This window comes from Bacillus sp. HY001 (assembly GCF_007558965.1).
Classification (GTDB): domain Bacteria; phylum Bacillota; class Bacilli; order Bacillales; family Bacillaceae_G; genus Bacillus_A; species Bacillus_A mobilis.
Window position 1 is genome coordinate 44,750 of the sequence record NZ_VLTE01000036.1, and the last position, 26,516, is coordinate 71,265.

Sequence of the window (26,516 nt, forward strand, 5' to 3'; positions counted from 1 at the left end):
AATGAGCGCTATACTTTGTGACACTACAAAATCTCTTTATATATAAAATTTAATAATAGAATATAAAAAGCCCAATTCCTCTATTTTAACTGAGAAACTGGGCTTTTTTATATTAGAATTTTCCTGACTGTTCCATTAAGAACATCCCTCTTACGCCTATTCAGTAAGCAGTATTCGCTCTATCGCTTCTTTTAACAAATGCTTTGTCTCTTCCAAGTTATAATTCTCCTTCTCTCCTAGCTGTACCATATAAAACTCGGCAAACGAGCGCTCTTTATATCTCGGTACGACATGCATATGGTAATGCGTTAACTCATTAAAGATTCCACCATTTTGACAAACTGTAATTCCATCTGGTTTATATAATGATTTAATCGCTTTTGCAATCAGCTTAGAAGCATCCATAATGGATTTTGCTATAACATCATCTAATTCGTCCACTTCTACAACATGCTGCTTTGGCACAATTAAAGTATGTCCTGGATAGAAAGGTTCATGATCTAAAAAGCATGTTACATACTCATCTTCATATACTTTATATATTTTTTCCTCTTCGTTTGCTAATTTACAGCCTAAACATTCCATAATACTTCCCCCCTCTGTTAAAACATAAAAACGTGAGAGCCGTATTCTCACGTTTTTATGTTTCACTTTATTAATTCAATTGTTTCCGTAACCTTTATACTATCTTTTACCGATTGAACAATCGTGCAATTTTTCACTGCAAGTTGTAGCGCTTTGTCCAATTGCTCTTCTGTAATGTTTTGTGCTTTAATTTTATAGTGCAAATGAACACTTTCAACTGGTTTTGATAAAGCTTCACTTCTACCAATTTTCGTTTCAATTGTAAACGTATCGTATGTAATACGTTTCTTTTCTAAAATTGTTCGAAAGACAATTGCACTACATCCTGCGATAGAAGAAACGAGTAATTGTAACGGTGAATACCCATTTTCTTTTCCAATCGCTAATGGACCATACGATAAATCTGCTTCTATATCATCGTGTTTGATTGTTAGTTTCATTTGTATTTTCCATCTCCACTTTCATCGGTTTCTTCCGTTTCTTACTCATATAATAATATATATAGCAGAAAATGATAAATGGAATACCACAGTATAACGCCATTCGTTGTTCTGGAATAAACGCTAAACTAATAACAACGATACTATTTGTAATTAAAGCTAAAATAGGAACAATTGGATATAACGGTGTTCTATACTTTAAGTCCTCTAACTTTCCTCCGCCTTTTATATACTGACTTCTAAAGCGAAGTTGCGATAAAGCAATAATAATCCAACTTGATACAGCTGATAAACCAGCTATAGATAATAAATACATGTATACTGTATCTTCTGCAAGGAAGCTTGTGAATAAAGATAACCCTGCTACCGCAATCGTTACGACTAGCGCTGTAATTGGAATACCTCGTTTATTTACTTTTTTGAAAGAAGTTGGTGCCATTCCTTCATTTGCAAGTGACCATAATATACGAGTTGCCGCATATAATCCTGAATTCGCTACAGATAGTAACGCTGTAATAATAACGAAATTCATAATATCAGCTGCGTATGGAATACCTATTTTATCAAATACGACTACGAATGGACTTTCAATTACGCCAGCTTCTTTCCAAGAAATTAATCCTACTAAAATTGTCATTGTTAAAATGAAGAATAACATAATACGCCATACTGTATTACGAATCGCACGTGGAATTGTTTTTTCTGGATTTTCACTTTCTCCCGCTGCAATCCCGATTAACTCTGTTCCTTGGAACGAGAAGTTAACTGTAATCATTGTAAGTAATACAGCAGCTAGTCCATTCGGGAATAATCCGCCATCGCTTACAAAGTTAGAGAAAAGAGGTGCTGCTTCTTTTCCGTCATATGATATAAACCCTAATAATGCACTACCACCAAGAACAACAAACGCAAGAATTGTAACTACTTTAATACTAGAGAACCAAAACTCTAATTCAGCATAACTCTTCGCTGAGATAGCGTTTGAAGCATATAAAATAACGCCGAATACGAGACACCATACCCAAACATCAACATTCGGAAACCATCTTTTCATCATTAAACCGATTGACGTTAATTCTAGTCCTACTGTTACTGCCCAGCCAAGCCAATATAGCCAGCCAATCATAAACCCAGTTCCTGGTCCAATAAACTTCGTCGCATACTTTTGGAAAGAGCCTGAAACTGGCATTGCTACCGTTAACTCTCCAAGACAAAGCATTGTTAAATACATAATAAATCCGCCTACTAAATATGAAAGGATGGCTCCCCCTGGTCCAGCCTGATTAATGGTGTAACCTGAACCTAAGAAAAAACCAGTTCCGATTACACCACCTAATGCGATCATAAATAAATGTCTACTCTTCATCGTACGATGTAATTTCTCATTTGTTGGTTGCTGCATCTAAATCCTCCCCCTACCGATACCCCTATATCTTGTTAAAATTTTCTGATAATAAAAATATACACGAAAGCGGTTACAATTTCTATATAAAATTAAAACTTTTCTGATAAAATAATATAAAAAATCGAATTATCGCGAGATTTAGATTCTAATTAGAGGAAAATAAGGTTAAACAAGGAAAAACCTTTACATATATTGTAAAGGTTAACGAAGTTCTAATCTTCTCGATAAAATTGATAAACTATAATTTACGATAAAGTACATACAAGCTACTACTATAAACGTTGGAATCATATAATTTACATTCTGTCCGCTAATAATTTGAGCATTATGCATAAGCTCTGGCAATGATATAACAACTGCTAATGCTGTATCTTTCAGCAATGAAATAAACTGACTAACAAGCGGCGGGACCATTCTTCTTAATGCTTGTGGTAAAATAATGTGCCAAAGCGCTTGAACGTAAGTTAATCCTGAAGATCTTGCGGCCTCAATCTGCCCTTTTTCAATTGATAATAGGCCACTTCGAACGATTTCAGATATCATTGCTGCTTCAAATATTGTTAAAGCAACAATTACAGCTGCTATAATTTCTAATTTCAAGCCTGCTTCTGGAAGTGCAAAATACGTGAAAAATATAATTAATAGTAGTGGTAAGTTTCGAATCACTTCAACGATAATTCCTAATACTTGTGAGACGACAGGGATTTTCATATAGCGCAATATTCCTATTACACTACCAATAATAAAGCTAAGTACAATCGCTACGAGCGCTACCTCTAACGTTATGAGTAATCCTTTTAATAAAAACAGAATATGATCTCCTGTAATTGCTCCCTTAAAGTCCATTTAAACCGCCTCCTTTGCTAAGCGTTTTTCTAAATAACGCACTAGCATACTGAGCGGAATTGTTAATATTAAATAAAACATCCCGACAAATATATACACATCGAACGTAACAAACGTCTTCGTTGAAATTAAGTCTCCTTGATACATTAAATCCATACCAGCGATAATTCCGAGTATGGAAGAGTTTTTTACTAAATTGAGAAATTGATTTCCTAGAGGAGGGATTACGATTTTCATCGCTTGAGGTAAGACAACATAATACATTCCCTGTACATACGTTAATCCTGAAGACCGCGCCGCTTCCATTTGACCTTTTGCAACTGATAAAATACCAGCGCGAATGACTTCTGCAATAAATGCTGCCGTATATACGGTAAGCGTAACTGTTCCTGCTACAAAACCATTTAAAGTAATTCCTATTACAGGTAAAGCGAAATAAAATATAAATGCAATTAATACGAGTGGAATATTTCTTACAAACTCTACAAAAGCTGATCCTATCCAATTTAAAATACGAATAGGTGCAATACGCATTACAGCCAAAACTACTCCCAAAATAAAGCTGCCTATTAACGCAATTACACTAGACATAACTGTATATTTAAAGCCCTCTAAATACATATCAATGTTATTCGTTAATATAGAAAAATCAGGCACATATTCTCCCCTCTTTCTTTACAAGAAGAGGATGAGCATCCCTCATCCTCTTGCTATTTATTAATGGGAATGCAGCTCCACTAATTTAAATATCACTTTACTACTCTTGTTTTTGCCCAATCCATTTCTCATACAATTTGTCGTACTCCCCGTTCGCCTTCATATCTTTTAGCAAGCTATTAATCTCTTTCGTTAAATCATCTGCACCTTTTTGCACTGCAATTCCGTATGGTTCATCCGTGAAAATTTTCCCTACAACTTCATAATTTGAATCTTGTTTTGCCATGCCGTAAAGAATTGCATTATCTGTCGTTAAAACATCGCCTTTTCCTGCTTTTAACGCCGTAAATGCCTCACTATAATTTTCAAATTCTAATACAGTCGCTTCCGGTGACTTTTGACGAATATTATTTGTAGACGTTGAACCTTTTACCGCTAACACTTTCACACCCTTTTTCACATCATCAATACTTTTAATATCGACTCCTTTTTTCACAAGTAACGATTGCCCCGCTTTAAAATATACATCCGAAAAATCTACTTCCTTTTTACGTTCTTCCGTAATTGTCATTGTTGCGATAATTGCATCAATATCACCGTTTTTCAGTAGTGGAATACGCGTTTTAGACGTTACTTCTTTTAATTCTAGTTTCTTTTCATCTCCAAGGATTTTTTTCGCAAGCGCCTTTGCGATATCAACATCAAACCCTTCTACTTGCCCTGTTGAAGGATTTTTCAATCCAAATAAGTTCGTATCATTCTTCACCCCAACTACTAGCTTCCCGCGCTTTTTAATTTGCTCCACAGCCCCGCCTTGCTTCGTATTCGTTTCTTTCGCCTCATCTTTTTTACTTCCACATCCAGCAACGACAAGTACGAATAAACATGAGAATACGATTAACGTAAATAACTTTTTCATTTTAAGCATGAAATTCCCCCTTTAATGATTTAACACTCTTCTTAAAAATAGGCGTGCTCTTTCTTGTTCAGGGCTCGCAAAGAATTGCGCCGGTGTTGTATCTTCAATAATTTGGCCATCATCCATAAATAAAATCCGATCTGCTACTTCTCGTGCAAATCCCATTTCATGCGTGACAACGACCATTGTCATCCCTTCTTTAGCTAGCGTTTTCATAACATCAAGTACTTCTCCGATCATCTCTGGATCAAGGGCAGACGTAGGCTCATCAAATAGCATAATTTCCGGCTGCATTGCGAGCCCCCTAGCAATTGCTACCCTTTGCTGTTGTCCTCCAGATAGTTGATGTGGGTATACACTAGCCTTCTCCGGGATTCCTACCTTCTCTAAATAAAACATCGCTGTTTTCTCAGCTTCTTCTTTTGAAACTTTATTTACTTTAATCGGTGCTAGTGTAATATTTTGAAGAACCGTTTTATGTGGATATAAATAAAAATGTTGAAAGACCATTCCAATATTTCGGCGTAATTCATTCATATCTGTTTTTGCATTGTGTACTTCCGTATCTTGTACAATTAACTCTCCGTTTGTAATTGTCTCTAACTGATTTATACACCGTAACAACGTACTTTTTCCTGATCCGGACGGCCCAACAACTACTACCACTTCACCTTTTTTCACTTGTACATTAATATCTTTTAAAACTTGAAAGGTACCATAATATTTATTTACATTACGAAACTCTATCAACATACTCCCCCCTTCCCCTAACAAAGCATGTACATTCTTTTTATATTCAAAAATAGGCAAAAAAATAACTTCCAGCCTCATTTTGCCCATAAAAAAAGCAAAGGGATTGTCCCTTTGCTTCTCCATTTCTATTCTATCAAGATACTTCTTCTTTCTTATCTTTCCCGTATTCATGCTCCCAGAAATCAGCATTTTTAATTCCTAATGGCCCTGGATCAAATACTGGATCTTTTCCTTCCTTTTTCTGCTTTTCATAATCCTTTAATGCAACTAATGCAGGTTTTTGTAATAGTAAAATCGCAATGATATTTACCCATGCCATAATTCCTACACCGATGTCACCTAAAGCCCAAGCCGTTGCTGCTGTTTTTATACAGCCGTAGAATACAGCTCCTAAAAATACAAACTTTAGTACCATAGACAGCCAAGGACGGTCTTTATCTCGATTTAAGTACGCGATATTCGTTTCTGCAATGTAGTAATACGCCATAATTGTTGTAAATGCAAAGAATAGTAACGAGATTGCAACGAAACCGTTTCCAAATCCAGGGAAAACAGATTCTACCGCTGCCTGTGTATATCCTGGTCCTGGCTGAGCACCATTTAATTTATTTACGATAAAGTTTTTTCCGCTTGCATCAAACACGTTATACATGCCTGTAATAATCATCATAAATGCTGTTGCTGAACAAACAAATAATGTATCAATGTAAACGGAAAATGCTTGCACTAAACCTTGTTTAGCTGGATGTGATACTTCCGCAGCAGCTGCTGCATGTGGTCCAGTCCCTTGCCCTGCTTCGTTGGAATAAATACCACGTTTTACTCCCCAAGAAATTGCTAAACCGATAATACCACCGAAAGCCGCTTCTAATGCAAAAGCACTTCTTATAATTAACATAAATGCTTCTGGCAATTTTTCAATATTCATAGCAACAATAACGCAAGCTACTAAAATATAACCAACTGCCATAAACGGTACGACAACTTGTGCAACGTTAACGATTCGCTTTACGCCACCGAAGATGATAATAGCTAATACAACAACTAATAAAGCCCCTGATACGGTAGTGTTAATTCCAAAAGCTGTTTCTAAACTTACGGCAATACTATTTGCTTGCACACCTGGCAATAAAAGCCCCGTTGCAATAATTGTCGCTGCAACAAATACTAATGCATACCATTTCACACCTAAACCTTTTTCAATGTAATAAGCAGGTCCACCACGAAACTGTCCTTGATGTTTCGTCTTATATATTTGCGCGAGTGTTGATTCTACATAAGCTGATCCTGCTCCTAAAAAGGCTACTGCCCACATCCAAAATACAGCTCCTGGTCCACCGAATGCAACCGCTGTTGCTACCCCAGCGATATTCCCTGTCCCAACGCGTCCTGATAACGAAAGCGCTAACGCTTGGAACGAAGAAACACCAGCCTCTGATTTTTCTCCTTTAAATGTCAGCTTCACCATTTCTCCTACATGCCTTACTTGTAAAAACCTCGTTCGAATGGAAAAATATAACCCTACTCCTAGACATAAATAAACAAGTGCTGGACTCCAAACAATATTATTTATCCAATTGACGATAGCTTCCAATATTCCCCCTCCTTCTTTATAAAGAATTTTCAGAATATATAAAAATTATAAGTGCATACTGAATCTATGACAATATTATTTTAATAAAACAAACATATTTTTGTATAAAAAAACAAAGTATATATTGTTTTATATACTTTGTTTTGAACAAAATGTATTATATATTCACAATTGCTTCTTTGCTTATAATTCTTTCATATAATTCTTCTGATAATTTCCGGAAGTTATCTGGCATATCTTTCCCCTTAAACTTCTTTTGAAGTGTACCGTATAAACCAACATCACGTAGACGTAAGAACAACGGTAACGATTCGTACCAACTATCAGCCAGTCTGTGCTCATGCTCATAGCCTTTTCTTAACACTTGCAATTGTTTACGAGTAAAATTCGTCTTCTCTTCCGCTGTCCACGGTGTAAATAGAACAGAGTAATAGAGAACCATCGCTAAATCATGTATAAAGTAATTATAAGCCGCATCATCAAAATCAAAGATTGTTATCTCTTTTCCATCATAATGAAAATTACCTGGATGAATGTCACCGTGCATAAGACCGAACGTTTCCCTCTCAATTGGCAGAGCCTTTATTTCATCCATTAATACCGCTGCAATCTTTTGCACTTGATCATCTTCTAATTCATTCACAATCCCACTTTCGTCTTCTTCCCACGTATCACGATAGTCTGTTTTAGGATAGTTCATTGTTAGGCGGTGCAGTTGTCCAATCGCTTTTCCCCATGCTTCAAAATAAACATCTCCCCAATAAGGCGATTCTTCTCCTTTTACTTGCTCACCTTTTGCATATGTAAATAAGGAAGCGAAAAAGAAAGTTCCATCCTCTGCCCCGATTTCTTCTACAAGATTTTGAGAAGGTGAATAAAGAGGTCCTGCTACCTTCGCCCCATTCTCCGCAACATATCGTAAAAAATCTAGTTCAGCCTCTACCTCTTTTTTTGAACGATGAGAAGAGTGGGTTAAACGTAATACATACTCTTCACTACTATCACCCTTCGCTTTAAAAATATAATTTTCAAAGTCTCCAAGTGGCTTTTCTTCCACAGTTACATGAAATGCCTTTGCTGCCCCTGCTAAAATCTCTCTTGTAAAAACTCGTTCTACAGCTATTTCCATCTATATCCCTCCTATATATCTTCTTAATTCGACATAAATGCTAGAAGTACTGCTATGAAATTGAATAGCGCGTAAAAGCTAACTGAACATAAACTTCAAGCTTATTTTTTTCAAATAATCCAAGCATAATTTTCTCACAAAAAGCAAAAATTAACAGAAATAATTTCAATGTAAAGGAGTGGAAAGTATGACCGAACAAAAAAGTTCACAACAAGATAATAACCAAAAGCATATGTTTCCATCACTTCCGGAGAACATTAATTACATTGAAAATAAACTTTTCCATTCTGATGATATAAAAAAATTAGATCTTCCTTTTCAAAACGGAAAAGGAACGATCTTATATATCGAATCTTTATCCGATCCAAATTTAATTCATCAATTAGCTCTTGAGCCATTATTAACGCGGTCTGATTTATCTTTAGAGAAAGCTTTTTCCACGTTAAATATGAAAAAAGAAACGAATTTGAATTATGGGATACAGCTTTTATTACAAGGAAAATCCTTATATTTTCATGAACATGTCGACAGTTTTTGTATTTTCGAAACGGCTTTATCTTTAAAGAGAGATATAACAGAACCTGATAATGAAGGTATTGTACGTGGCGCGCATACTGGTTTTGTAGAAGATTTAGCAACCAATTTAGCTTCTATTCGTAAACTCATAAAAAGTCCAAATGTCGTCGTTAAATATTTCACACTTGGTGAAGAAATGCACACGAAAGTGGCAATTGCTTATATGCAAAATATAGCGAATGAAGATCTCGTTACAGAAGTAAAAAGAAGGTTAGAAACGATTAAAACGGACGCACTTATGCCTCCAGGATACATACAAGAATTTATAGAGGATACGTCTTTCTCACCCTTCCCGCAGCAATTAAATACAGAGCGTCCAGATAGAGTCGCAGCAAATTTAATGGAAGGACGAGTTGCTATTTTATCTGACGGAGATCCAACAGTGCTCATCGTACCTGTTACATTATTCGCTTTCTATCAATCACCAGATGACTATAATAACCGCTGGATTGTCGGTTCTTTCGTCCGAATGATTCGCTTAGTAAGTTTTTTAATTGCCTTTCTCTTACCAGCTTTATATATTGCAACTGTCGCTTTTCATCCTGATGTGTTGCCACTCGAACTTGTGTATACAATTAAAGCTTCATTAGAGAAAGTACCGCTTCCTCCTATTTTTGAAGCCCTCTTAATGGAGTTAATTTTCGAGTTATTACGGGAAGCTGGTATTCGTCTGCCAAGCCGCGTTGGACAAACAATCGGTATTGTAGGTGGTTTAGTAATTGGGGATGCGATTGTAAAAGCTGGGCTCGTTTCTTATACGATGATCATCGTTGTAGCTTTAACTGCCATTGCGTCTTTTCTCGTTCCATCAAACGATATGAGTTCAGCTGTTCGAATTCTTCGTTTTCCATTAATGCTCCTTGCTGCCATATTTGGATATGTTGGAATATCATTCGGTCTAATTATAACTTTCGTTCACCTATGTCAGCTTCATTCTTTTCATACACCATATCTTTCTCCTGTTGCCCCAATGCGGATTAAAGATATGAAAGATTCTTTCGTAAGACTACCAATTTGGTCTTTTTGGGAAAGACCACATGATCCAAAACCGAAAAAAATGCAGCGCCAACATGTAACGAGAGAGGATGAGGACGGTGACAAACACGCAAAGTAAAATTTCGCTAGTTCAATTTACCTTTTTCGTTATTCAATGCCAAATCGGAGTGTGGGTATACTTTCTCTACCGAACCGCCTTCATCCAATTGCTAAAGGTGGCGGCTGGATTTCTGCACTCATCGCTGGATTGGCAATTCAACTAATCATTTTACTTATGTGGCTTTTCTTAAAACGATTTCCTGATGCAGATATGTATGAAAGTGTTTGTATGCTATTTGGTAATAAATTTGGAAAACTATTAGGCTTTCTTTATGTTTTTTATTTTACTCTTATCGGTATGACAGTTATGTTAAACGCTTGTAATGTCATTAAAGTTTGGATATTACAGGCAACTCCTTGGTCTGCCATTCTCATCCTATTTACAATAGCTTGTTGCTACGTAGCCTATAATACATTTAAAGTAATTGTGCGATTTTATGTTATGGCTTCTATTCTTATTTTGCCAATGGCACTTTTAATTGGACTTGGGCTTTCTCGAGCTGATTTTTCTTATATTTTTCCTATTACAGAAGCCGGATGGTGGAATATAATCCAAGCAGCAAAGGAAACAATTACAGCTATGTATGGTTTTGAAATTTTTCTCATCGCATTTCCTAAAGTAAATGGGACTGCCGGGGCAAAGCTAAAAGCAATTTCTATCGCTAACGGATTCGTAACTCTTTTTTATGCTTTTACCGTTTGGATTTGCTTTATCGTATTTAGCCCAAAGCAAATTGAGCTTATTCCAGAGCCAGTTGCTTATTTATTACGCTCCTTACATATCGGGATTATAGATCGAACCGATTTACTATTCATACCAATTTGGATGATAACAGTTGTAGCTTCTATCGCTAGTTATTATTGCGCTGCTTCTATCGGAATTGGACACATATTCAATCTTGCTAATCATAAAAAAGCTGTCCCTATTGTTGGACTCATTTCTTTTAGCGTCGCCGTATTTATAGATACACCTGAACAATTAAAAGTGATTTCAAATTTCACCGATAAGTTCACCTATATTTTTATCGTTGTCCTCCCTCTTTTATTTCTACTTTATTCTGTAATAAGAAATAAGAAAGGAGAACAGTATGTTCAAAAAAAGAGTTAAATTAGCCTTTATATTATGTACTAGTTCCCTCCTTTCTGGCTGTTGGGACCAAGAACCATTAAGGGAGGCAAGGTTAGCTTATAGCATTGGAGCTGATATTACGGAAGAGAATAAACTTCAGCAAACAATCGAGCTCGTAAAAAGTTCAAGCGGAGAGCAATCTTCATTTGAGAATGAAATACATTCAGCAACGGGGCATAACATAATGGATACAAGCGATGCCTTAAAAAAAAATGTAACTGGGAATATTCGCTATTTTAAATATGGTGTTCAATTACTAGGAACCAAAATTCTAAAAAAGGGTATACTCCCCTATTTAGATGTCAGCTTTCGAGACCCAACAAACCCAACTGCTTTAGTAAAACTTATTGCAGTAGATGGTGAAACATCGGAGATACTCGAAAAAAAGAAAATAGGAAATTTACTAATTGGAGATTTTCTACAGAAAAAAGTGAAAAGCTTAGAAGATATGAGTGTATTTCCAAAAGAAACTTTAGAAACAGCTGCTACAAAAATGTTAGATCCTGGTAAAGATTTTACCCTCCCTTCTATAAAAATAAAAGGAAAAGAAGTAGTTACAAACGGGTTAGCTTTATTTAACAATGATAAATTAACTGGTCATTTACCTTTGAAACAATCTGTTTTATTCGTATTATTAACTGGAAAAATGGGAACAAATGCCCGTATAATCCAGAAACTTACTAGTGATGAATCAGAGAAGACATCTGATTATTTAGCAATAGAAATTAGCAATCGAAAGTTAAAACGAGACTTAAAAATAACAACAGATAAAAAGGGAAATGTTTATGCTCACATTAAGCTCCAACTAAAAGTAATAGCACTTGAAGCCCCACGAGATAATATTTATAAAATGGACGCCAGAAAAAAACTAAATAAGGAATTATCAAAGCAACTTACGAAAGAAGCAAAAAAAATAACAAACAAACTACAAAAAGCAAATTGTGATGCTTTCGGAATTGGTAGACATCTCATTGCTTATCACCCTGACTTATGGAAGAAAAAAAATTGGAATAAAGATTATGCAAAAGTAAAATTTAAGCCTGAGGTAGAAGTAAGCATTTTGTATAGCGGTGTCTTAAAATAAAAGGTTGTATGCCATGCGGGCATACAACCTTTCTATTTCGTATAACGATATACAATGGATTCATATGGTCTTAAGTTAAGGTTTGTAATATCCTTGCTGGAATCTTTATAATTCGACAGTAGTATTTCTTGTTTCATTCCATCTAATTGAACATGTGCTGGTACAGCATACGTTATTTCTTCTCCATAGAAGTTATTGATAACAAGTAATATTTCATCATTTACAGTACGTGTGTATGCCCAAATCTTAGGATGATTTTCATCTAAAATAGTATATTCTCCTTCTGTAATAACAGAATATGTTTTTCTTAGTTCGATTAGTTTTTTATAATGATAAAATACAGACTCCTTATCTTCTAACGCCTTCTCTACGTTTATTTCCGTAAAGTTTTCAGCCACTGAAATCCAAGGTATACTTGTTGTAAAACCACTGTTCACCTCTTCATTCCACTGCATCGGAGTACGGGAGTTATCACGAGATTTTTGTTTTAAAATCCCGATAATCTCTTCTTTTGATAATCCTTCTTCTCGCTTTATATCATATATATTTAACGATTCTACATCACGATATTGCCCAATGGACTCGAATTTAGGATTCGTCATACCGATTTCTTCGCCTTGGTAAATGTAAGGTGTGCCCTGCAACATATGCATAGCTGTCGCTAACATTTTTGCAGATTCATTTCGATACTTTCTATCATCACCGAAGCGTGACACAATACGAGGCTGGTCATGATTACACCAGAATAATGCATTCCATCCTCCGCCCTTTTGCATTTCAACTTGCCAATTAGACATAATCTCTTTTAATTTAATAAAATCAAAATCTGCTTTCGTCCACTTGTCTCCATTCGGATAATCTACTTTTAAATGATGAAAACTAAACGTCATACTTAATTCATTGCGCTCAGGGTTTGAATATTTAATACAATTATCAATTGTCGTAGATGACATTTCTCCAACTGTAATCACATCTTTCCCTTCAAAAACACTTCGGTTCATCTCTTGTAAATATTCATGAACACGCGGACCATCTGTATAATATTTACGGCCATCGCTTGTCGCCGTACTTCCATCATCATTTAAGAACTGTTGATCTTTTGAAATTAAATTAATAACATCTAATCGGAATCCAGTTACCCCTTTATCAAGCCAAAAACGCATCATATCATATACTTCTTCACGAAGTTTTTCGTTTTCCCAATTTAAATCAGCTTGTGTCTCATCAAATAGATGTAAAAAATGTTGCTCTGTCTTCTCATCATATTTCCAAGCAGACCCGCCAAACTTAGATTGCCAATTATTTTTTTCATCACGCCAAATATAGTAATTACGATATGGACTATTTTTATCTTCCTTCGCTTCTTTAAACCACTTATGCTCCGTCGAACTATGATTTACAACGATATCAAGCATAATTTCAATATTACGTGCCTTTGCTTCTTCTAAAAGCTCTTCAAACTCTTCCATCGTTCCGTAAGATGGATCAATACTGTAGTAATCACTAACATCATATCCATTATCATTTTGTGGTGATTGGTATATCGGTGTTAACCAAATATAATCTACTCCGAGTTCTTTTAAATAATCTAGTTTCTCTGTAACCCCTTTTATATCACCGGTTTCTTTATTGTAATAACTATTAAAGCTCTTCGGATAAATTTGATAAACTACACTTTTATGCCAATCCTTCATGTTTAACTTCCTCCTACTTCTTTTTTGCTCGTTTTGCAAATAACCACGTTAACGTAAATGGGATGACAACTGCGATAATCATTCCAACAATAAATATAGGAATCGATTTCGGAATGATTGAAATAAATGCTGGTAATCCGCCAATTCCGATAGCAGGTGCTAATACACCATTTAGCGTAATAAATATAGCTGCAGTAGCTGATCCTATAATCGCTGCATAGAACGGGAATTTATTTCGTAAGTTTACACCGAACATAGCTGGCTCGGTAATACCGAAATATGCTGAGATTGCTGATGTAGATGCCATACTTTTATCATTTTGATTTTTAGAAATCCAGAACATCGCAAGTGCCGCACTACCTTGCGCAATGTTAGAAAGAGCAATCATTGGCCAAATGAATGTACCACCGTGCTGTGCAATTAATTGTAAGTCGATAGCAATAAACATATGATGCATACCTGTAATGACAAGCGGTGCATATAATGCTCCAAACAATACTGCTCCAACTACTGGTACTGTTTCATATACACCTACTAATCCAGCTGTTAATAAATCTCCAATATGACGTGTAACTGGACCAATAATTCCTAATGCTAACACACCTGTTACGACAATCGTTGTAATGGGTACAACTAATAATTGAATTGCATTCGGTACATGTTTCTTCAAGAAAATTTCCACTTTACTTAATACGAATGCTGCTACTAAAACCGGTAAGATTTGACCTTGATACCCTACCTTTTCAATTTGAAATAGTCCTAAAATATCGAAGTACTCAATCTTTTGTCCATCTAAACCAGTCGCTGCCTTACCATAGTCCCACGCGTTTAATAAGGCTGGATGCACAAGCATTAATCCCATAACAATCCCTAATATCGGACTACCACCAAAACGCTTCGTTGCTGACCAACCGACAAGTGCTGGTAAGAATACAAATGCTGTATTCGCCATCATATTAATTAAATCCCAAAGCCCACTTAAGTTTGGATACACATCTAATAAATTTTTACCTTCAAAAAATAAGTCCTTTGCCCCTAATAGATTGTTAATTCCCATTAGTAAACCAGCTGTTACGATTGCTGGTAATATCGGCATAAATACATCTGAAAATACTTTTACAAACTTTTGAGCTGGATTTAACTTTTGATTTCCAGAGTCTTTCACGTCAGCTACTGTCGCTTCCTTCATACCTGCAAGCGTTATCAATTCCGCATATACTCGATCCACATCTCCTGGACCAATTACAATTTGAAATACCCCAGCGTTATGAAACGCTCCCTTCACTAATGAAACAGACTGCAATTTTTCGTTATCTATTTTACTTTCATCTTTTAAAGCGATACGGAGCCTCGTTACACAGTGCGCAGCTTGTTCAATATTGTCTTTCCCACCAATATACTGCAACACTTCCTCTGCTGTTTGACGATAGTCTTTCCCCATATTCCCGTCCCTCTTTTCTTTTTTTGATACCGTTTACAATTACATATTAACTCGTATATATAAGTTAGTCAACACTCGTATATACGAGTTTGTGTTTTTTTTATAAAAAAAGAGATGAAACAATAGTTTGTTCCACCTCTTTACTTCCTCCGCGCCACATCCGAAAAATGAAAAATATCTAAACGATGGCGTGATTCTGTATATTCGAACTGACTTCCATCATAAAAGTGCGTAAAGTTTTTCACAACGACAACATAGTCTGTTCCATTTAAATCTAAATACTTTCTATCGTCCTCTGTACATGACTGCACTTCAATTACCCTCTGTGAGTAACTAATATGAAGATCTAGTTCTTTCTCAATGTATTTATAAATGGAATCCGCTGCAATTTCACTCGTTAATCCAGGAATATATTCCGATACAAAATGATTGATATCCAAAATTACTTTTTCTCCATCAATATTTCGTACGCGTTTAATATGATCTATTTCTGTTTTCTCTTTCACATTTAATAGCTTTGCAACCTCTTTTGTTGCTTTTACTTTCTCCATTTCCACGACTTCTGTAATACAATGGCGTCCTAAACGTTCATTTTCTTCTTGGAAACTTATAATACCACCAAAGTTGAATTCAATGTTTTTTCGCTTTAAAACAAATACACCTTTTCCATGTATTTTTTGAACATACCCACGCTCTTGTAATAAATCTACAGCTTTTCTTACAGTACCGCGGCTTGCTTCATACTGCTTCATTAATTCGGTTTCTGATGGGATTTTGCATCCCTCTTTTAATTGTTTATTATCAATAGACTTGCTGATTGCTGTATAAATTTGTTCATACTTACTCATCATCTACAATAACCCCTTGTCACCTTCTAATTCTATATGTATTATACCATGCTACACTCTTCTGCCAATCTCTCACTTATTTTCCAGTACAGGAAAAATACAGGTAAATATTTAATCTCTGAAACGTATTTTTATAAAAACTTTTATATTTTTCTTTTCATTCAAAAAAACATGTAGTATACTAACTTCAAAATCAGAGGAGAAAGGGAGCAAAGAACTATGCTTACTTATACAACAATTGTAGTTACATTTGCACAAAAACATCATCATCATACGTAACCCTTGAAACCTAGCGGAAAAATTACGCGTAGGTACAAGGGTTATTCCCGTTGTACCTACGTTAGGCAAAGAGCCATGTAGGTATTTTTTATCTACATGGCTCTTTTTTTATTGCCAAAAAGCTAGTAAAAAATGATGTTTACGCAAAACTTACTACAAAGGAGTTAACAAAAATGGAAACGAAAAAATGGGGATTATGGATTTTAACAGCTTTTGTGATCGGAAATATGGTTGGCGGTGGCGTATTTATGCTCCCAGCGAATTTAGCACAAGTATCAGGTCCAATGGGTTCTACACTCGCATGGAGTATTACAGGTCTTGGCGTATTTATGATCGCACTCGTATTTGGAAATTTAGCAATTCGCAAGCCAGAATTAAAGGCCGGACCACAAAGTTACGCTCGAGCAATGTTCCCTTCAAAAAAAGCGGGTAAAGTTGCAGGATATAGTATGGCATGGGGATATTGGGCTGCAAACTGGGCTGCAACCGCATCTGTTATTATTTCCTTTGCTGGATATTTATCAACATTCTTCCCAGTTTTACAAAGTAAGCAAATTCTCTTTTCAATCAACGGATTTTCACTAGAACTCGGAAAAGGATTAACTTTCCTTGTATGTAGCCTTATGTTATGGGGAATTCAATATATTCTTTCTCAAAATATTGACCGAGCTGGAAATATGAATCTTCTTGCTACCATTGCAAAGATTATCGGATTTACAATGTTTATTGTAATCACATTATTCATTTTCAATGCCTCTAATTTCGGAGACGGTCAAACATTTATGAATGAAGCGGGGCAATCCATTTCGTTAGGCGGACAAATCAATTCAGCTGCTATCGCAACACTTTGGGCGTTTATCGGTATTGAATCAGCAGTTATGCTTTCTAACCGTGCAAAATCTCAGCGCGATGTAAAAAAAGCTACCATTTTCGGATTAATTATCGCTCTTCTGATTTATATGTCAATTACCCTACTTACAATGGGAGCACTCTCGCAAGATGCTTTAAAAGAATCGCAAAAACCATTAGTAGACGCGTTAAATTTAGCAATTGGCACTAAAGGCGCATATGTCATGGCTTTACTTGCACTTGTATCTTTATTTGGATCTACAGTTGGCTGGATCGTTGTTAGTTCAGAAGTACCTTACCAGGCAGCAAAGAATGGACTTTTCCCTAAGTTTTTCGCAAAAACAAATAAAAAAGGTAGTCCTTCAAAATCATTATTTATTACAAATGTGATGACACAAATTTTCTTATTCTCAACGATTTCTGGCACTGTGTCAGAAGCTTATAATTTCGCTATCGTTGTAGCAACATTAGCTTATTTAATTCCATACCTTGTTTCTACGCTGTACCAATTCAAATTAGTTATTACAGGAGAAACGTATGATATAATGCCTGGCTCTCGAATAAAGGATGGGATCATTACTACATTAGCATTTGTATACTCTATTTGGGTTATCAAAACCGGAACGGCTGATTTAAAAACGTTCTTCTTAGGAATCGGATTGTTCGTACTAGGTCTTATTCTTTATCCAGTACTAATGAAAAACTCACAAAAAATGAATTAAAAAAAGAGAAGCTACCGGCTTCTCTTTTTTATTCAAAATCTGTAATTAACTTTTCTTTTAACTCTCCTACAGATAAAGGTTTCGCATAATAAAATCCTTGTACATAATCACAACCCATAGATTGTAGTAAACTTTCTTGCTCTACTGTTTCTACCCCTTCAGCAACTACTGCTAAATTTAAACTATGGGCAATTTCAATAACAGATTTTACAATCGTTCGCTCTGGCTGTGCATGATCATAATGAAATTCACGAATAAAGTTACGATCAATTTTTACTATATCCAGTGGTAGTTGTTTTAAATAATATAAGGAAGAATAGCCTGTTCCGAAGTCATCTAGAGCAATTAAAATACCCATATTTCTTAATTCTTGTAATGTAGCAATAATATAATCAAAATGACGAACAGCAATGCTTTCCGTTATTTCTAAAATTAAACGATTCGGTGGAAATCCCGTTCTCCTTAAAATACTACGTACAGATAAAATAAAACGCTTTTGCATTAATTGTTGTATAGATAAATTCACAGATAGCTTTAGACCGTCTTCGTAATCTGGCAATGTTTTAAACAAGCGACATGACTTTTCTAATACCCAGTCTCCTAATTTTATAATAAGCCCAGATTCTTCAGCTACTGGAATAAATTCGCCTGGCGAAATAGGTCCTTCTTCTGTCGAACAACGTGCTAAAGCCTCAATACCAGTATATTTCTTCGTTTTCAAATCAATAATAGGCTGCAGTGCCACGTCTAACTCTTCATCACGAATTGCCTTTTGCAAAGCAAATTCAATTTTCATTCTACGATTTATTTTCGCACGTAATTCATCTGTAAAGAAACACGCGGCATTTCTACCTTGTTCTTTCGCGCTATACATGGCTAAATCCGAATTTTTCAATAGAGTTTCTACATCTTGTCCGTCTTGCGGATATGAGCACAGCCCTAGACTAGCTGAAATGTATACTTCATGACCTTCAAGCATAAATGGTGCCTGAAAACATGACAACACAGATGTCGCTAACTGCCTCATTTCATCTTGTGTATGTTTTTTTGTTAACAGCACAAATTCGTCGCCACCCAGCCTAGCCAGAACATCTTTCTCTCCTAGCACATAATGCAACCGTGAAGCAACTTCGCTCAAAAGTAAATCCCCTATCATATGACCTAGCGTATCGTTTACTAATTTAAAACGATCTAAATCAAAGTAAATCATACCAAATTCTTTTTTGCCTGCAATCATCTCATTTACAGTCGTTATTAACTGTAATCGGTTCGGTAAACTCGTTAAAGCATCATGATACGCAAGCTCCCTATAACGACTTTCGCTTAACCGCAACCTCTGTTCTGCTTCTTTCCTACTACTAATATCATTTCGGATCGCAATAAATTGGTAGGGCTCTCCTTTTTCATTTAAAAATGGAACAATTGTTGTTTTAACCCAATAATATGTCCCATCTTTTGCTTGATTTCGAATCTCACCTCTCCATACTTTTCCGCTCAAAATGCGCTTCCATAAAATTCGAAAAAATGTTTTCGGGTGATATTCTGAATTTAAAATACGATGATCTTTCCCTATTAACTCTTCTCGTGTATATTTGGAGATTTCACAAAACTTATCATTTACATATGTAATACGACCATTTCGGTCTGTAATCGCAACAATTGAAGACTCATCTAATGCTAACTTTAAATCTCGCAATGAAGAGTCATATAATGCATGACCTCTTTGTTCTAGCATGCGCATCTCTCCTTGCTTCCTATCTGACTAAAACACAACTTGTTTCTTTTCATAGAAATAGAGATATTTCATTTCCTAATAATCGTCCTTTACATAAATCACGTTTTGAAATATGCCGATTAAAATAACATAATATTATTTGTAATAAAAAGCAATATAATACCGTTTCAATTATATATAGTAGTTTCTGATCGTTATAATTAGCTTACTTTATTATACCTTATTCATTCTCTTACATTCCTTTATAGCTAGCTCCATACAATCACTGTTTCCTACTAATACCGCTCACATTTAACCTCTTTGCTTTACTAGCAAAATAGAAGTTTGAGCACGCTATACAACTATTCACGAATAATAATATAAAAATTAAAGTTAGTATATATGTTTTTGAATTACAATAACAAAATATTAACATATTTTCACCTTTATTTTGGAAGTATTTTATAAATAAATACTTTATTAAACGAAAAAAAAGAGGATAGCCTCTTTTTTTCGTTTAATACGGATATGGCATTGGCTGATACCCCGGATATGGCGTTGGATATGGTGCTGGGTATGGTGCTGGGTATGGTGCTGGGTATGGCGTTGGATAAGTTACTGGGTACGGTGCTGGATAGTAGCCTCCACCTGCTGCACCCGTTAATGCACCAGCTGTAAGTCCGCCTAACATGCCTCCAGCAAAACTTCCAGGGAAAAATCCACCGCCCCATGAGCCGCCGCCCCAGCCCCATCCGCCTCCATGATGGTGGTGATGATCGTGGTGATTGTGTCCTCCATGATTGTGATGTCCACCATTATGATGGTGCCCTCCATGATTATGACGATAATACAATCCATTATTGTCTATATAATTCATGTTTCCCCTCTCCTTTTCCATTTTCTCATCTTAATAAGTATTGTATGAATAGTACGAACCTAGCTGGTAACCTATATTAAGAAGAATCTCTATAATACGGATAACCATACCTTAGGCTTCATCAGGCATCTGCTACAATTCTAGAATATGGTTATCTCTCTTCCTATATATAAGGGGCAAGAGTTTTGTCCCTCTTACACTGTTTATTAACCAGTAATTAACGGGATAATAACGTAACAATATACTGTATGTAGGACAAATGCGGAAAGCATGGGGAAACTGCCTATATTTTGTAAAAAAAACAAAACACTTTATAATAAGAATGTCGGATTATACCTTTTTATATTAGAAGTCTATATTTAAGAAAGATTAGAGGAATTTTATAGAAATGAAGAAGCCTATCGTTCAATTATTATTGGTATTTACAATTATATCTATCGTACTCTTACTTTTAGATACGTCTATCCTCTCGCTATATACCTTTGTCGGTGCATTATGGTCTCTTACAATCATAGGGATTTCTTTCGTTATTTTTATTGAAAATAGATCCCCACAAAGCACTTTAGCATGGTTTTTAGTATTAGCACTTCTCCCTGTTGTAGGTGTGCTTTTATATGCGCTTTTCGGGCGTAGCCGTTGGAGAAGAAAAAAACATCTACATCGTTCAGAAGAGCAACGAAAATTATTCCGTGAAATATTAGAAGGAAGACGAGTAGAATTATCACTCACAGTCCCCTTACATGAACGTTCTACACATTTGACAAAAGTCGTTCAAAAATTTGGAGGCGGACCTGCCGCAGATAAAACAACTACACAACTTTTAACAAATGGCGATCAAACATTCTCAGAAATTTTGCAAGCTATCGACCAAGCAAAACATCACATACATATTCAATACTATATTTATAAATCTGATGAGATTGGTACAAAAGTTCGAGATGCTTTAATAAAAAAAGCAAAAGATGGTGTTATTGTACGATTCCTTTATGATGGACTCGGAAGTAATACTTTAAGAAGAAGATTTTTACAACCTATGAAAGAAGCTGGAATTGAAATTGTTGAATTTGATCCTATTTTTTCAGCTTGGTTACTTGAAACTGTCAATTATCGTAACCATCGAAAAATCGTTATTGTAGATGGTGAAATCGGTTTTACTGGTGGACTCAACGTCGGTGATGAATATCTTGGTCGTTCAAAAAAATTTCCTGTTTGGCGTGATAGTCATTTAAAAATAGAAGGAAAAGCACTATACAAATTACAAGCAATTTTTCTAGAGGACTGGCTCTATGCCTCTAGTGGTTTAAACAACTATTCTTGGGATCAATTTATGAATAGACAATACTTCCCAGGCAAAGAAATTTCAAATGCAGAAGGTGCTGTGCAAATTGTAGCGAGCGGACCAAGCTCAGATGATAAAAGCATTCGTAATACATTATTAGCCGTTATGGGATCTGCAAAAAAATCGATTTGGATCGCTACACCATACTTTATTCCAGATCAAGAAACCTTAACATTATTACGTTTAAGTGCAATATCAGGCATAGATGTACGCATTTTATATCCTGGTAAAAGTGATAGTATTATTAGTGATCAAGCATCACAATCCTACTTCACTCCACTTTTAAAAGCTGGCGCCTCCATTTATAGTTATAAAGATGGTTTTATGCATGCAAAAATTGTACTCGTTGATGATAAAATCGCGACAATCGGAACAGCAAATATGGACGTACGTAGCTTTGAATTAAATTACGAACTTATTAGCGTACTATATGAATCAGAAACCGTTCATGATATTAAACGTGATTTTGAAGATGACTTTAAGCATTCCACTGAAATTAAATGGAACGCTTTCCAAAAAAGAAGTATCAAAAAACGAATATTAGAGTCTTTTATGAGGCTCATCTCTCCTTTACTGTAAGCAATCAATGTACTATTGATTGCTTTTTCTTTTCCATTTCCCCTCTCTCCTTTTCTTTGCATACCATATTAAAACAAGTTATCATAAGATGTATTACTTTATGAAAATAATGTTAGGTGGGAAATACATGTTAGAACAATTTCATATACATGCTGATTTAAAACAACAGCTCTCAAACATTCACGAAAAGAATAAGCAAGAAGCTGGTGAAAATGCACATTTAATTGGTAAGAAAATATATAAGGCGTCTGATAACAGCATTATTGAAGATGCTATTACAGCACTTCTTCTTGGCAAAAACATTCTATTAAAAGGACCAACTGGTAGTGGTAAAACAGTACTAGCGGAAACTCTTTCTTCTTTATTCCAAAAACCAATGCATAGCATTAACTGTTCTGTTGACCTAGATGTAGAAGGTATTTTAGGATACAACACGCTTCAAACGAAAGATGGCGCATCTGAAGTTACATTTGTTAACGGTCCTCTTATGAAAGCAATGAAGAGCGGTCATTTCCTATATATTGATGAAATCAATATGGCAAAACCTGAAACGTTACCACTACTTCACGGTGCGTTAGATTATCGTAAAATGATTACAAACCCATTTACACAAGAAGTTGTATACGGTGATGATGAGTATCGTGTAATTGCGGCAATTAATGAAGGTTACGTTGGTACAAGTGAACTAAATGAAGCATTAAAAAACCGTTTCGTTATTATTGAAGTTCCTTACATTCAAGGTGATACATTAAAAGAACTATTATTAGCTGAATCAAAATTAAATGATGTTGCAACAATTGAAAAGTTCGTTGCATTTGCAAGCGACCTTATGCCCTTAGCTCGTGATGGACGTGTAAGTGAAGAGGCAGCAAGTATTCGTGGCATTATCGATGCATGTGATTTAGGTGTATATATCCCTGTTATGCGTGCAATTGAACGTAGTATTATCGCAAAATTAAACGATGAAACAGAACAAATGACTGTCCGTGAATTAGCAGAAAGTTATTTCTTTGAGGGATAATTCATGAGACAAATTTTTAGTGACAAAAAAATTGATGCGTCGCTGTTTCTACAAATGGAAAACTTAATGTATGCTCTTCTAAAAGAAGACGATGCCTACCTTGAGTATGGCTATAAAGCATACTACGACGAAATTGAAAAAAAGGTTGTCATTAGTCACTTTTGGGATGATCGAAAAGAAGAGGATACAATAATCGGATTAAAAAGCGAAGTGTTTTTAAAAGCACTTGGTAATAAACATTACTCGGACATGACTTTAATTCGTTCTTATGCGATTGAATTACAAGAATCACCTTTAAAAAAGTTTTTAACACAATTATTTGTTCTATTAGAAGATTTACGTGTTGAGGAAATCGTAAAAAACTTACGCCCTGGCACAAAGCATGTTTTTAAAAGAAGAAAAGAAATGTATCGCAATTACTTCGGCTCACAAAATGAAATCAATCGTGTTCGTAACTATCACGGTGATCGTCTATTTTGTCTCTGCTATCTTTCATTAACGAGCGATAAATATGAAATGTTTAATAATGAATATTTCGAGCAAATTGAAGCAATTTTACATGAAACATTCCAAGCTCGTAATACGGAAGATATTATGTATATCGTTGAAAAGATTCGCTATCGCTTAGAGGAGATTCTTGAAAGTGATATGCTAAATAATTATTTCGGACATGCTCCACTTTATTTATCTGTCATTGCAGATGAAAAGAACTGTCGCGTCGAAGATTTAGCAAATGATGATACGCAGCTCATAGATGACGATGAAAACAAAAACAAAATGGATGAAAGTTTCTCGACATGGCATCGTGAAAATAAAAATAACGAAAACGAGAACTTTTTACGCTTCGAATTAGAAAGCGGAACAAAAACAAATATGATGGGCGATACTGCTCGTGAATCAGAAGATGGCGACCAAGCACTTGGTTCTGTACAAGGTACTTCTCAAAAGAGTACACAATCCAATTTTGATGGCGCTGATACAGAAGAAGCAAGAGCTTCACACGCTTCTAGCCAAAACGACGGTGCATACGGTAAGTATAACGTTGGTGCCTCTCATACATTTAAAGAAGCTCGCAAGGCAAATACCGATGAGAAAAAAGATTACCAAGCTATCAAATCAGTCGTTAATAAAGATGTAAAAGAATTAAAGAAAATTATCGAAAAAACGATTGAAAATAAAACGAATGCAAATAGTGATAAATACTACGGAAGACTTCGTAAGAAATTCCTTCGTATTTATACTGAAAAGCAGCCGCGCATGTTTTATAAAAAAGGACAAGAATCACAAGAACTCGATGTTGCATTCCAATTGTTAGTGGACTGCTCTGGTTCTATGTATAACAAAATGGAAGAAACGAAAAAGAGTGTGGTCCTATTCCATGAAGCGTTGAAATCTTTAAAAATCCCGCATGCTATTAGCGGATTTTGGGAGGATGCTTCTAGTGCTAAACCTGAAGATAAGCCGAACGTTATCCATGAAGTTGTAACGTATAAAAACTCAACGTTACCAAACGTTGGTCCCGAAATTATGCAGCTTCGCGAAGAAGAAGATAACCGCGACGGATATATTATTCGTATCGTTTCTGAAAAACTTGCGAAAAGACCAGAAAAGCATAAATTCTTACTTGTCTTTACAGACGGTGAACCTTCTGCGCTAGACTATCAACAAGATGGTATTTTAGATACGCATGAAGCTGTCAAACTTGCTCGTAAAAGTGGTATGGAAGTAATCGGAATCTTCATCGAAGAAGGCGAAGCAAAAGAAGCAACTTATCAATTAATGAAGAACATTTATAACCATCACTTCTTAGTTGCAAATCACGCTGAAGATTTACGTCTGAAGATTAAACCACTATTGAAAAAGTTATTACTGAAGACGATTGAATAGAAAAAACAGGAGCCTTACGCTCCTGTTTTTTCTATTCAATCACTTTGTTTCTGGTTGAAACTTGTATGGAATGGCTACTTCTAATAATGCCTCGAATCCTCCATCGTAGAATGGGAATCGTTCATTTGCAACCGTTCGGTTCACCCACTCTATTGCAGAAATTTCTTCGTCATCTTCCGCAATCAGTTCACCGTTTACTACATTTGCTCGGAATGTAAATAGTATCGCATGATTCCCTGATGCTTCAAAGAATTTTTCATTGATTGCAACAAGTCCACCTATCACGGCTGTTAAACCTGTCTCTTCTTTCACTTCTCTTATTAGTGCTTCCTCTAATATTTCACCTTTTTCAACAGCCCCACCCGGCAGTGACCAAACGTTTTGTTCTATATTATGTACCATTAATATCTTATCTGTTTCTTCATCATGTATTAATGCATATACGACGTCAACTCTTTGCATATTGCTTTTCTCCTTCGATTAACTCATCCATTGTAAATAAAGAATGTAGCTGTAAGCCATCTTCTAATAAGTTTTCTCTTCCCTCTTTCGTTCGTTCAATGACGCCTAGAACATGGTGTACTTTCGCACCCAGTTCCCTTAAATCTTTCGTACTTAATAATATTTGCCCGCCTGTCGTAATAACATCTTCAACAACACAAACATTTTTCCCCGTAATATCAACGCCTTCTGCTAACTTACATGTACCGTACTTCTTCGCTTCTTTCCTTACAAATACAACAGGTATACCTGTTTGTAAAGATAATGCTGTTGCCACTGGAATTCCTCCCATTTCTAAACCCGCGAGTACTTCTGTCTCTGGAGGAATGAGCTCTTTCAATTGTTTAGCAATTTCTAATAACAGTACTGGATTAGATTCAAATAAGTACTTATCAAAGTATTGATTTGATACTTGTCCCGATCGAAGTTTAAATGTTCCCGTTAAACGTGACGTATTGTAAATTTCCTTTGCTAACTCCCATTTCTCCATTGTATCTCTCCCCTTTATGCACAAATTAACTCATTCTATCACACTTGTAATTATTTGTATATT

22 protein-coding genes and 1 pseudogene are annotated in these 26,516 nt (G+C 35.6%); 7 read left to right on the forward strand and 16 right to left on the reverse strand.

The window, feature by feature from the left end:
• Positions 1–156: 156 nt before the first annotated feature.
• From FOT98_RS18600 to FOT98_RS18640, 9 genes are all read right to left on the reverse strand, one after another.
• Positions 157–585: an HIT family protein gene (locus FOT98_RS18600; protein WP_063261577.1), complete on the reverse strand. Its 429-nt coding sequence runs from the start codon at positions 583–585 to the stop codon at positions 157–159.
• A gap of 62 nt (positions 586–647) precedes the next feature.
• The gene (locus FOT98_RS18605) at positions 648–1,025 is read right to left on the reverse strand and encodes an OsmC family protein (protein ID WP_061676359.1); all 378 of its coding nucleotides are present in this window, start codon (positions 1,023–1,025) and stop codon (positions 648–650) included.
• Positions 1,000–2,427: an amino acid permease gene (locus FOT98_RS18610; protein WP_061676360.1), complete on the reverse strand. Its 1,428-nt coding sequence runs from the start codon at positions 2,425–2,427 to the stop codon at positions 1,000–1,002. Before FOT98_RS18610 ends, FOT98_RS18605 begins: the two co-directional genes overlap by 26 nt.
• Positions 2,428–2,631: 204 nt before the next feature.
• A complete protein-coding gene (locus FOT98_RS18615) occupies positions 2,632–3,276 on the reverse strand; it encodes an amino acid ABC transporter permease (RefSeq protein WP_063261578.1) in 645 nt (214 codons plus the stop codon).
• Positions 3,277–3,933, reverse strand: a complete 657-nt coding sequence (locus FOT98_RS18620; protein ID WP_063261579.1) for an amino acid ABC transporter permease — start codon at positions 3,931–3,933, stop codon at positions 3,277–3,279.
• A gap of 100 nt (positions 3,934–4,033) precedes the next feature.
• Entirely contained in the window at positions 4,034–4,861 is an 828-nt protein-coding gene (gene glnH, locus FOT98_RS18625; protein WP_063261580.1) for a glutamine ABC transporter substrate-binding protein GlnH, read from the reverse strand.
• Between the two features lie 12 nt (positions 4,862–4,873).
• Complete coding sequence (locus FOT98_RS18630) at positions 4,874–5,794, reverse strand: amino acid ABC transporter ATP-binding protein (RefSeq protein ID WP_140384218.1); 921 nt, start codon at positions 5,792–5,794, stop codon at positions 4,874–4,876.
• A complete protein-coding gene (locus tag FOT98_RS18635; protein ID WP_061676365.1) occupies positions 5,739–7,199 on the reverse strand; it encodes an alanine/glycine:cation symporter family protein in 1,461 nt (486 codons plus the stop codon). The genes FOT98_RS18630 and FOT98_RS18635 overlap by 56 nt, the downstream gene beginning before the upstream one ends.
• Before the next feature lie 157 nt (positions 7,200–7,356).
• Positions 7,357–8,328, reverse strand: a complete 972-nt coding sequence (locus FOT98_RS18640) for a phosphotransferase enzyme family protein (RefSeq protein WP_063261581.1) — start codon at positions 8,326–8,328, stop codon at positions 7,357–7,359.
• Positions 8,329–8,515: 187 nt separating this feature from the next.
• Between FOT98_RS18640 and gerKA the strand changes: the two genes are divergently transcribed.
• The 3 genes and pseudogenes from gerKA (at position 8,516) to gerKC (ending at position 12,212) form a co-directional block, all read left to right on the forward strand.
• A complete protein-coding gene (gerKA, locus tag FOT98_RS18645) occupies positions 8,516–10,018 on the forward strand; it encodes a spore germination protein GerKA (RefSeq protein WP_063261582.1) in 1,503 nt (500 codons plus the stop codon).
• Positions 9,999–11,107, forward strand: a pseudogene (locus FOT98_RS18650) (GerAB/ArcD/ProY family transporter). The gene gerKA and the pseudogene FOT98_RS18650 overlap by 20 nt, the downstream one beginning before the upstream one ends.
• Positions 11,088–12,212, forward strand: a complete 1,125-nt coding sequence (gene gerKC, locus FOT98_RS18655) for a spore germination protein GerKC (RefSeq protein WP_063261583.1) — start codon at positions 11,088–11,090, stop codon at positions 12,210–12,212. Before FOT98_RS18650 ends, gerKC begins: the two are co-directional and overlap by 20 nt.
• Before the next feature lie 32 nt (positions 12,213–12,244).
• On the opposite strand, the gene treC is transcribed toward gerKC, so the two are convergent.
• From treC to treR, 3 genes are all read right to left on the reverse strand, one after another.
• The gene (treC, locus tag FOT98_RS18660; RefSeq protein ID WP_063261584.1) at positions 12,245–13,906 is read right to left on the reverse strand and encodes an alpha,alpha-phosphotrehalase; all 1,662 of its coding nucleotides are present in this window, start codon (positions 13,904–13,906) and stop codon (positions 12,245–12,247) included.
• 13 nt (positions 13,907–13,919) lie between these two features.
• On the reverse strand, positions 13,920–15,347 hold the full coding sequence (gene treP, locus FOT98_RS18665) for a PTS system trehalose-specific EIIBC component (RefSeq protein ID WP_063261585.1): 1,428 nt from the start codon (positions 15,345–15,347) through the stop codon (positions 13,920–13,922).
• A gap of 140 nt (positions 15,348–15,487) precedes the next feature.
• Positions 15,488–16,198 carry a trehalose operon repressor gene (gene treR, locus FOT98_RS18670; protein ID WP_063261586.1) on the reverse strand — a complete coding sequence of 237 codons (711 nt, stop codon included), beginning with the start codon at positions 16,196–16,198 and terminating at the stop codon, positions 15,488–15,490.
• 449 nt (positions 16,199–16,647) lie between these two features.
• On the opposite strand from treR, the gene FOT98_RS18675 reads away from it, so the two are divergent.
• Positions 16,648–18,045 (forward strand): amino acid permease, encoded by a 1,398-nt coding sequence (locus tag FOT98_RS18675; protein ID WP_063261587.1) that lies wholly within the window; start codon positions 16,648–16,650, stop codon positions 18,043–18,045.
• Between the two features lie 28 nt (positions 18,046–18,073).
• Here FOT98_RS18675 and FOT98_RS18680 read toward each other — a convergent pair whose 3' ends face one another.
• On the reverse strand, positions 18,074–19,780 hold the full coding sequence (locus FOT98_RS18680) for a putative bifunctional diguanylate cyclase/phosphodiesterase (protein ID WP_063261588.1): 1,707 nt from the start codon (positions 19,778–19,780) through the stop codon (positions 18,074–18,076).
• A gap of 496 nt (positions 19,781–20,276) precedes the next feature.
• Positions 20,277–20,657 (reverse strand): cobalt transporter, encoded by a 381-nt coding sequence (locus tag FOT98_RS18685; protein ID WP_144291119.1) that lies wholly within the window; start codon positions 20,655–20,657, stop codon positions 20,277–20,279.
• Between the two features lie 367 nt (positions 20,658–21,024).
• Here FOT98_RS18685 and FOT98_RS18690 point away from each other — a divergent pair, with 367 nt between their 5' ends.
• The 3 genes from FOT98_RS18690 (at position 21,025) to FOT98_RS18700 (ending at position 25,462) form a co-directional block, all read left to right on the forward strand.
• Positions 21,025–22,554, forward strand: coding sequence for a cardiolipin synthase (locus FOT98_RS18690; RefSeq protein ID WP_063261590.1), 1,530 nt, complete (start codon positions 21,025–21,027; stop codon positions 22,552–22,554).
• Positions 22,555–22,681: 127 nt separating this feature from the next.
• The gene (locus FOT98_RS18695; protein WP_060629515.1) at positions 22,682–23,575 is read left to right on the forward strand and encodes an ATP-binding protein; all 894 of its coding nucleotides are present in this window, start codon (positions 22,682–22,684) and stop codon (positions 23,573–23,575) included.
• Positions 23,576–23,578: 3 nt separating this feature from the next.
• Positions 23,579–25,462: a vWA domain-containing protein gene (locus FOT98_RS18700; protein WP_063261591.1), complete on the forward strand. Its 1,884-nt coding sequence runs from the start codon at positions 23,579–23,581 to the stop codon at positions 25,460–25,462.
• 39 nt (positions 25,463–25,501) lie between these two features.
• On the opposite strand, the gene FOT98_RS18705 is transcribed toward FOT98_RS18700, so the two are convergent.
• On the reverse strand, positions 25,502–25,924 hold the full coding sequence (locus tag FOT98_RS18705) for an NUDIX hydrolase (protein ID WP_063261592.1): 423 nt from the start codon (positions 25,922–25,924) through the stop codon (positions 25,502–25,504).
• The gene (gene pyrE / locus FOT98_RS18710) at positions 25,911–26,453 is read right to left on the reverse strand and encodes an orotate phosphoribosyltransferase (RefSeq protein ID WP_063261593.1); all 543 of its coding nucleotides are present in this window, start codon (positions 26,451–26,453) and stop codon (positions 25,911–25,913) included. Before pyrE ends, FOT98_RS18705 begins: the two co-directional genes overlap by 14 nt.
• Positions 26,454–26,516 lie beyond the last annotated feature (63 nt).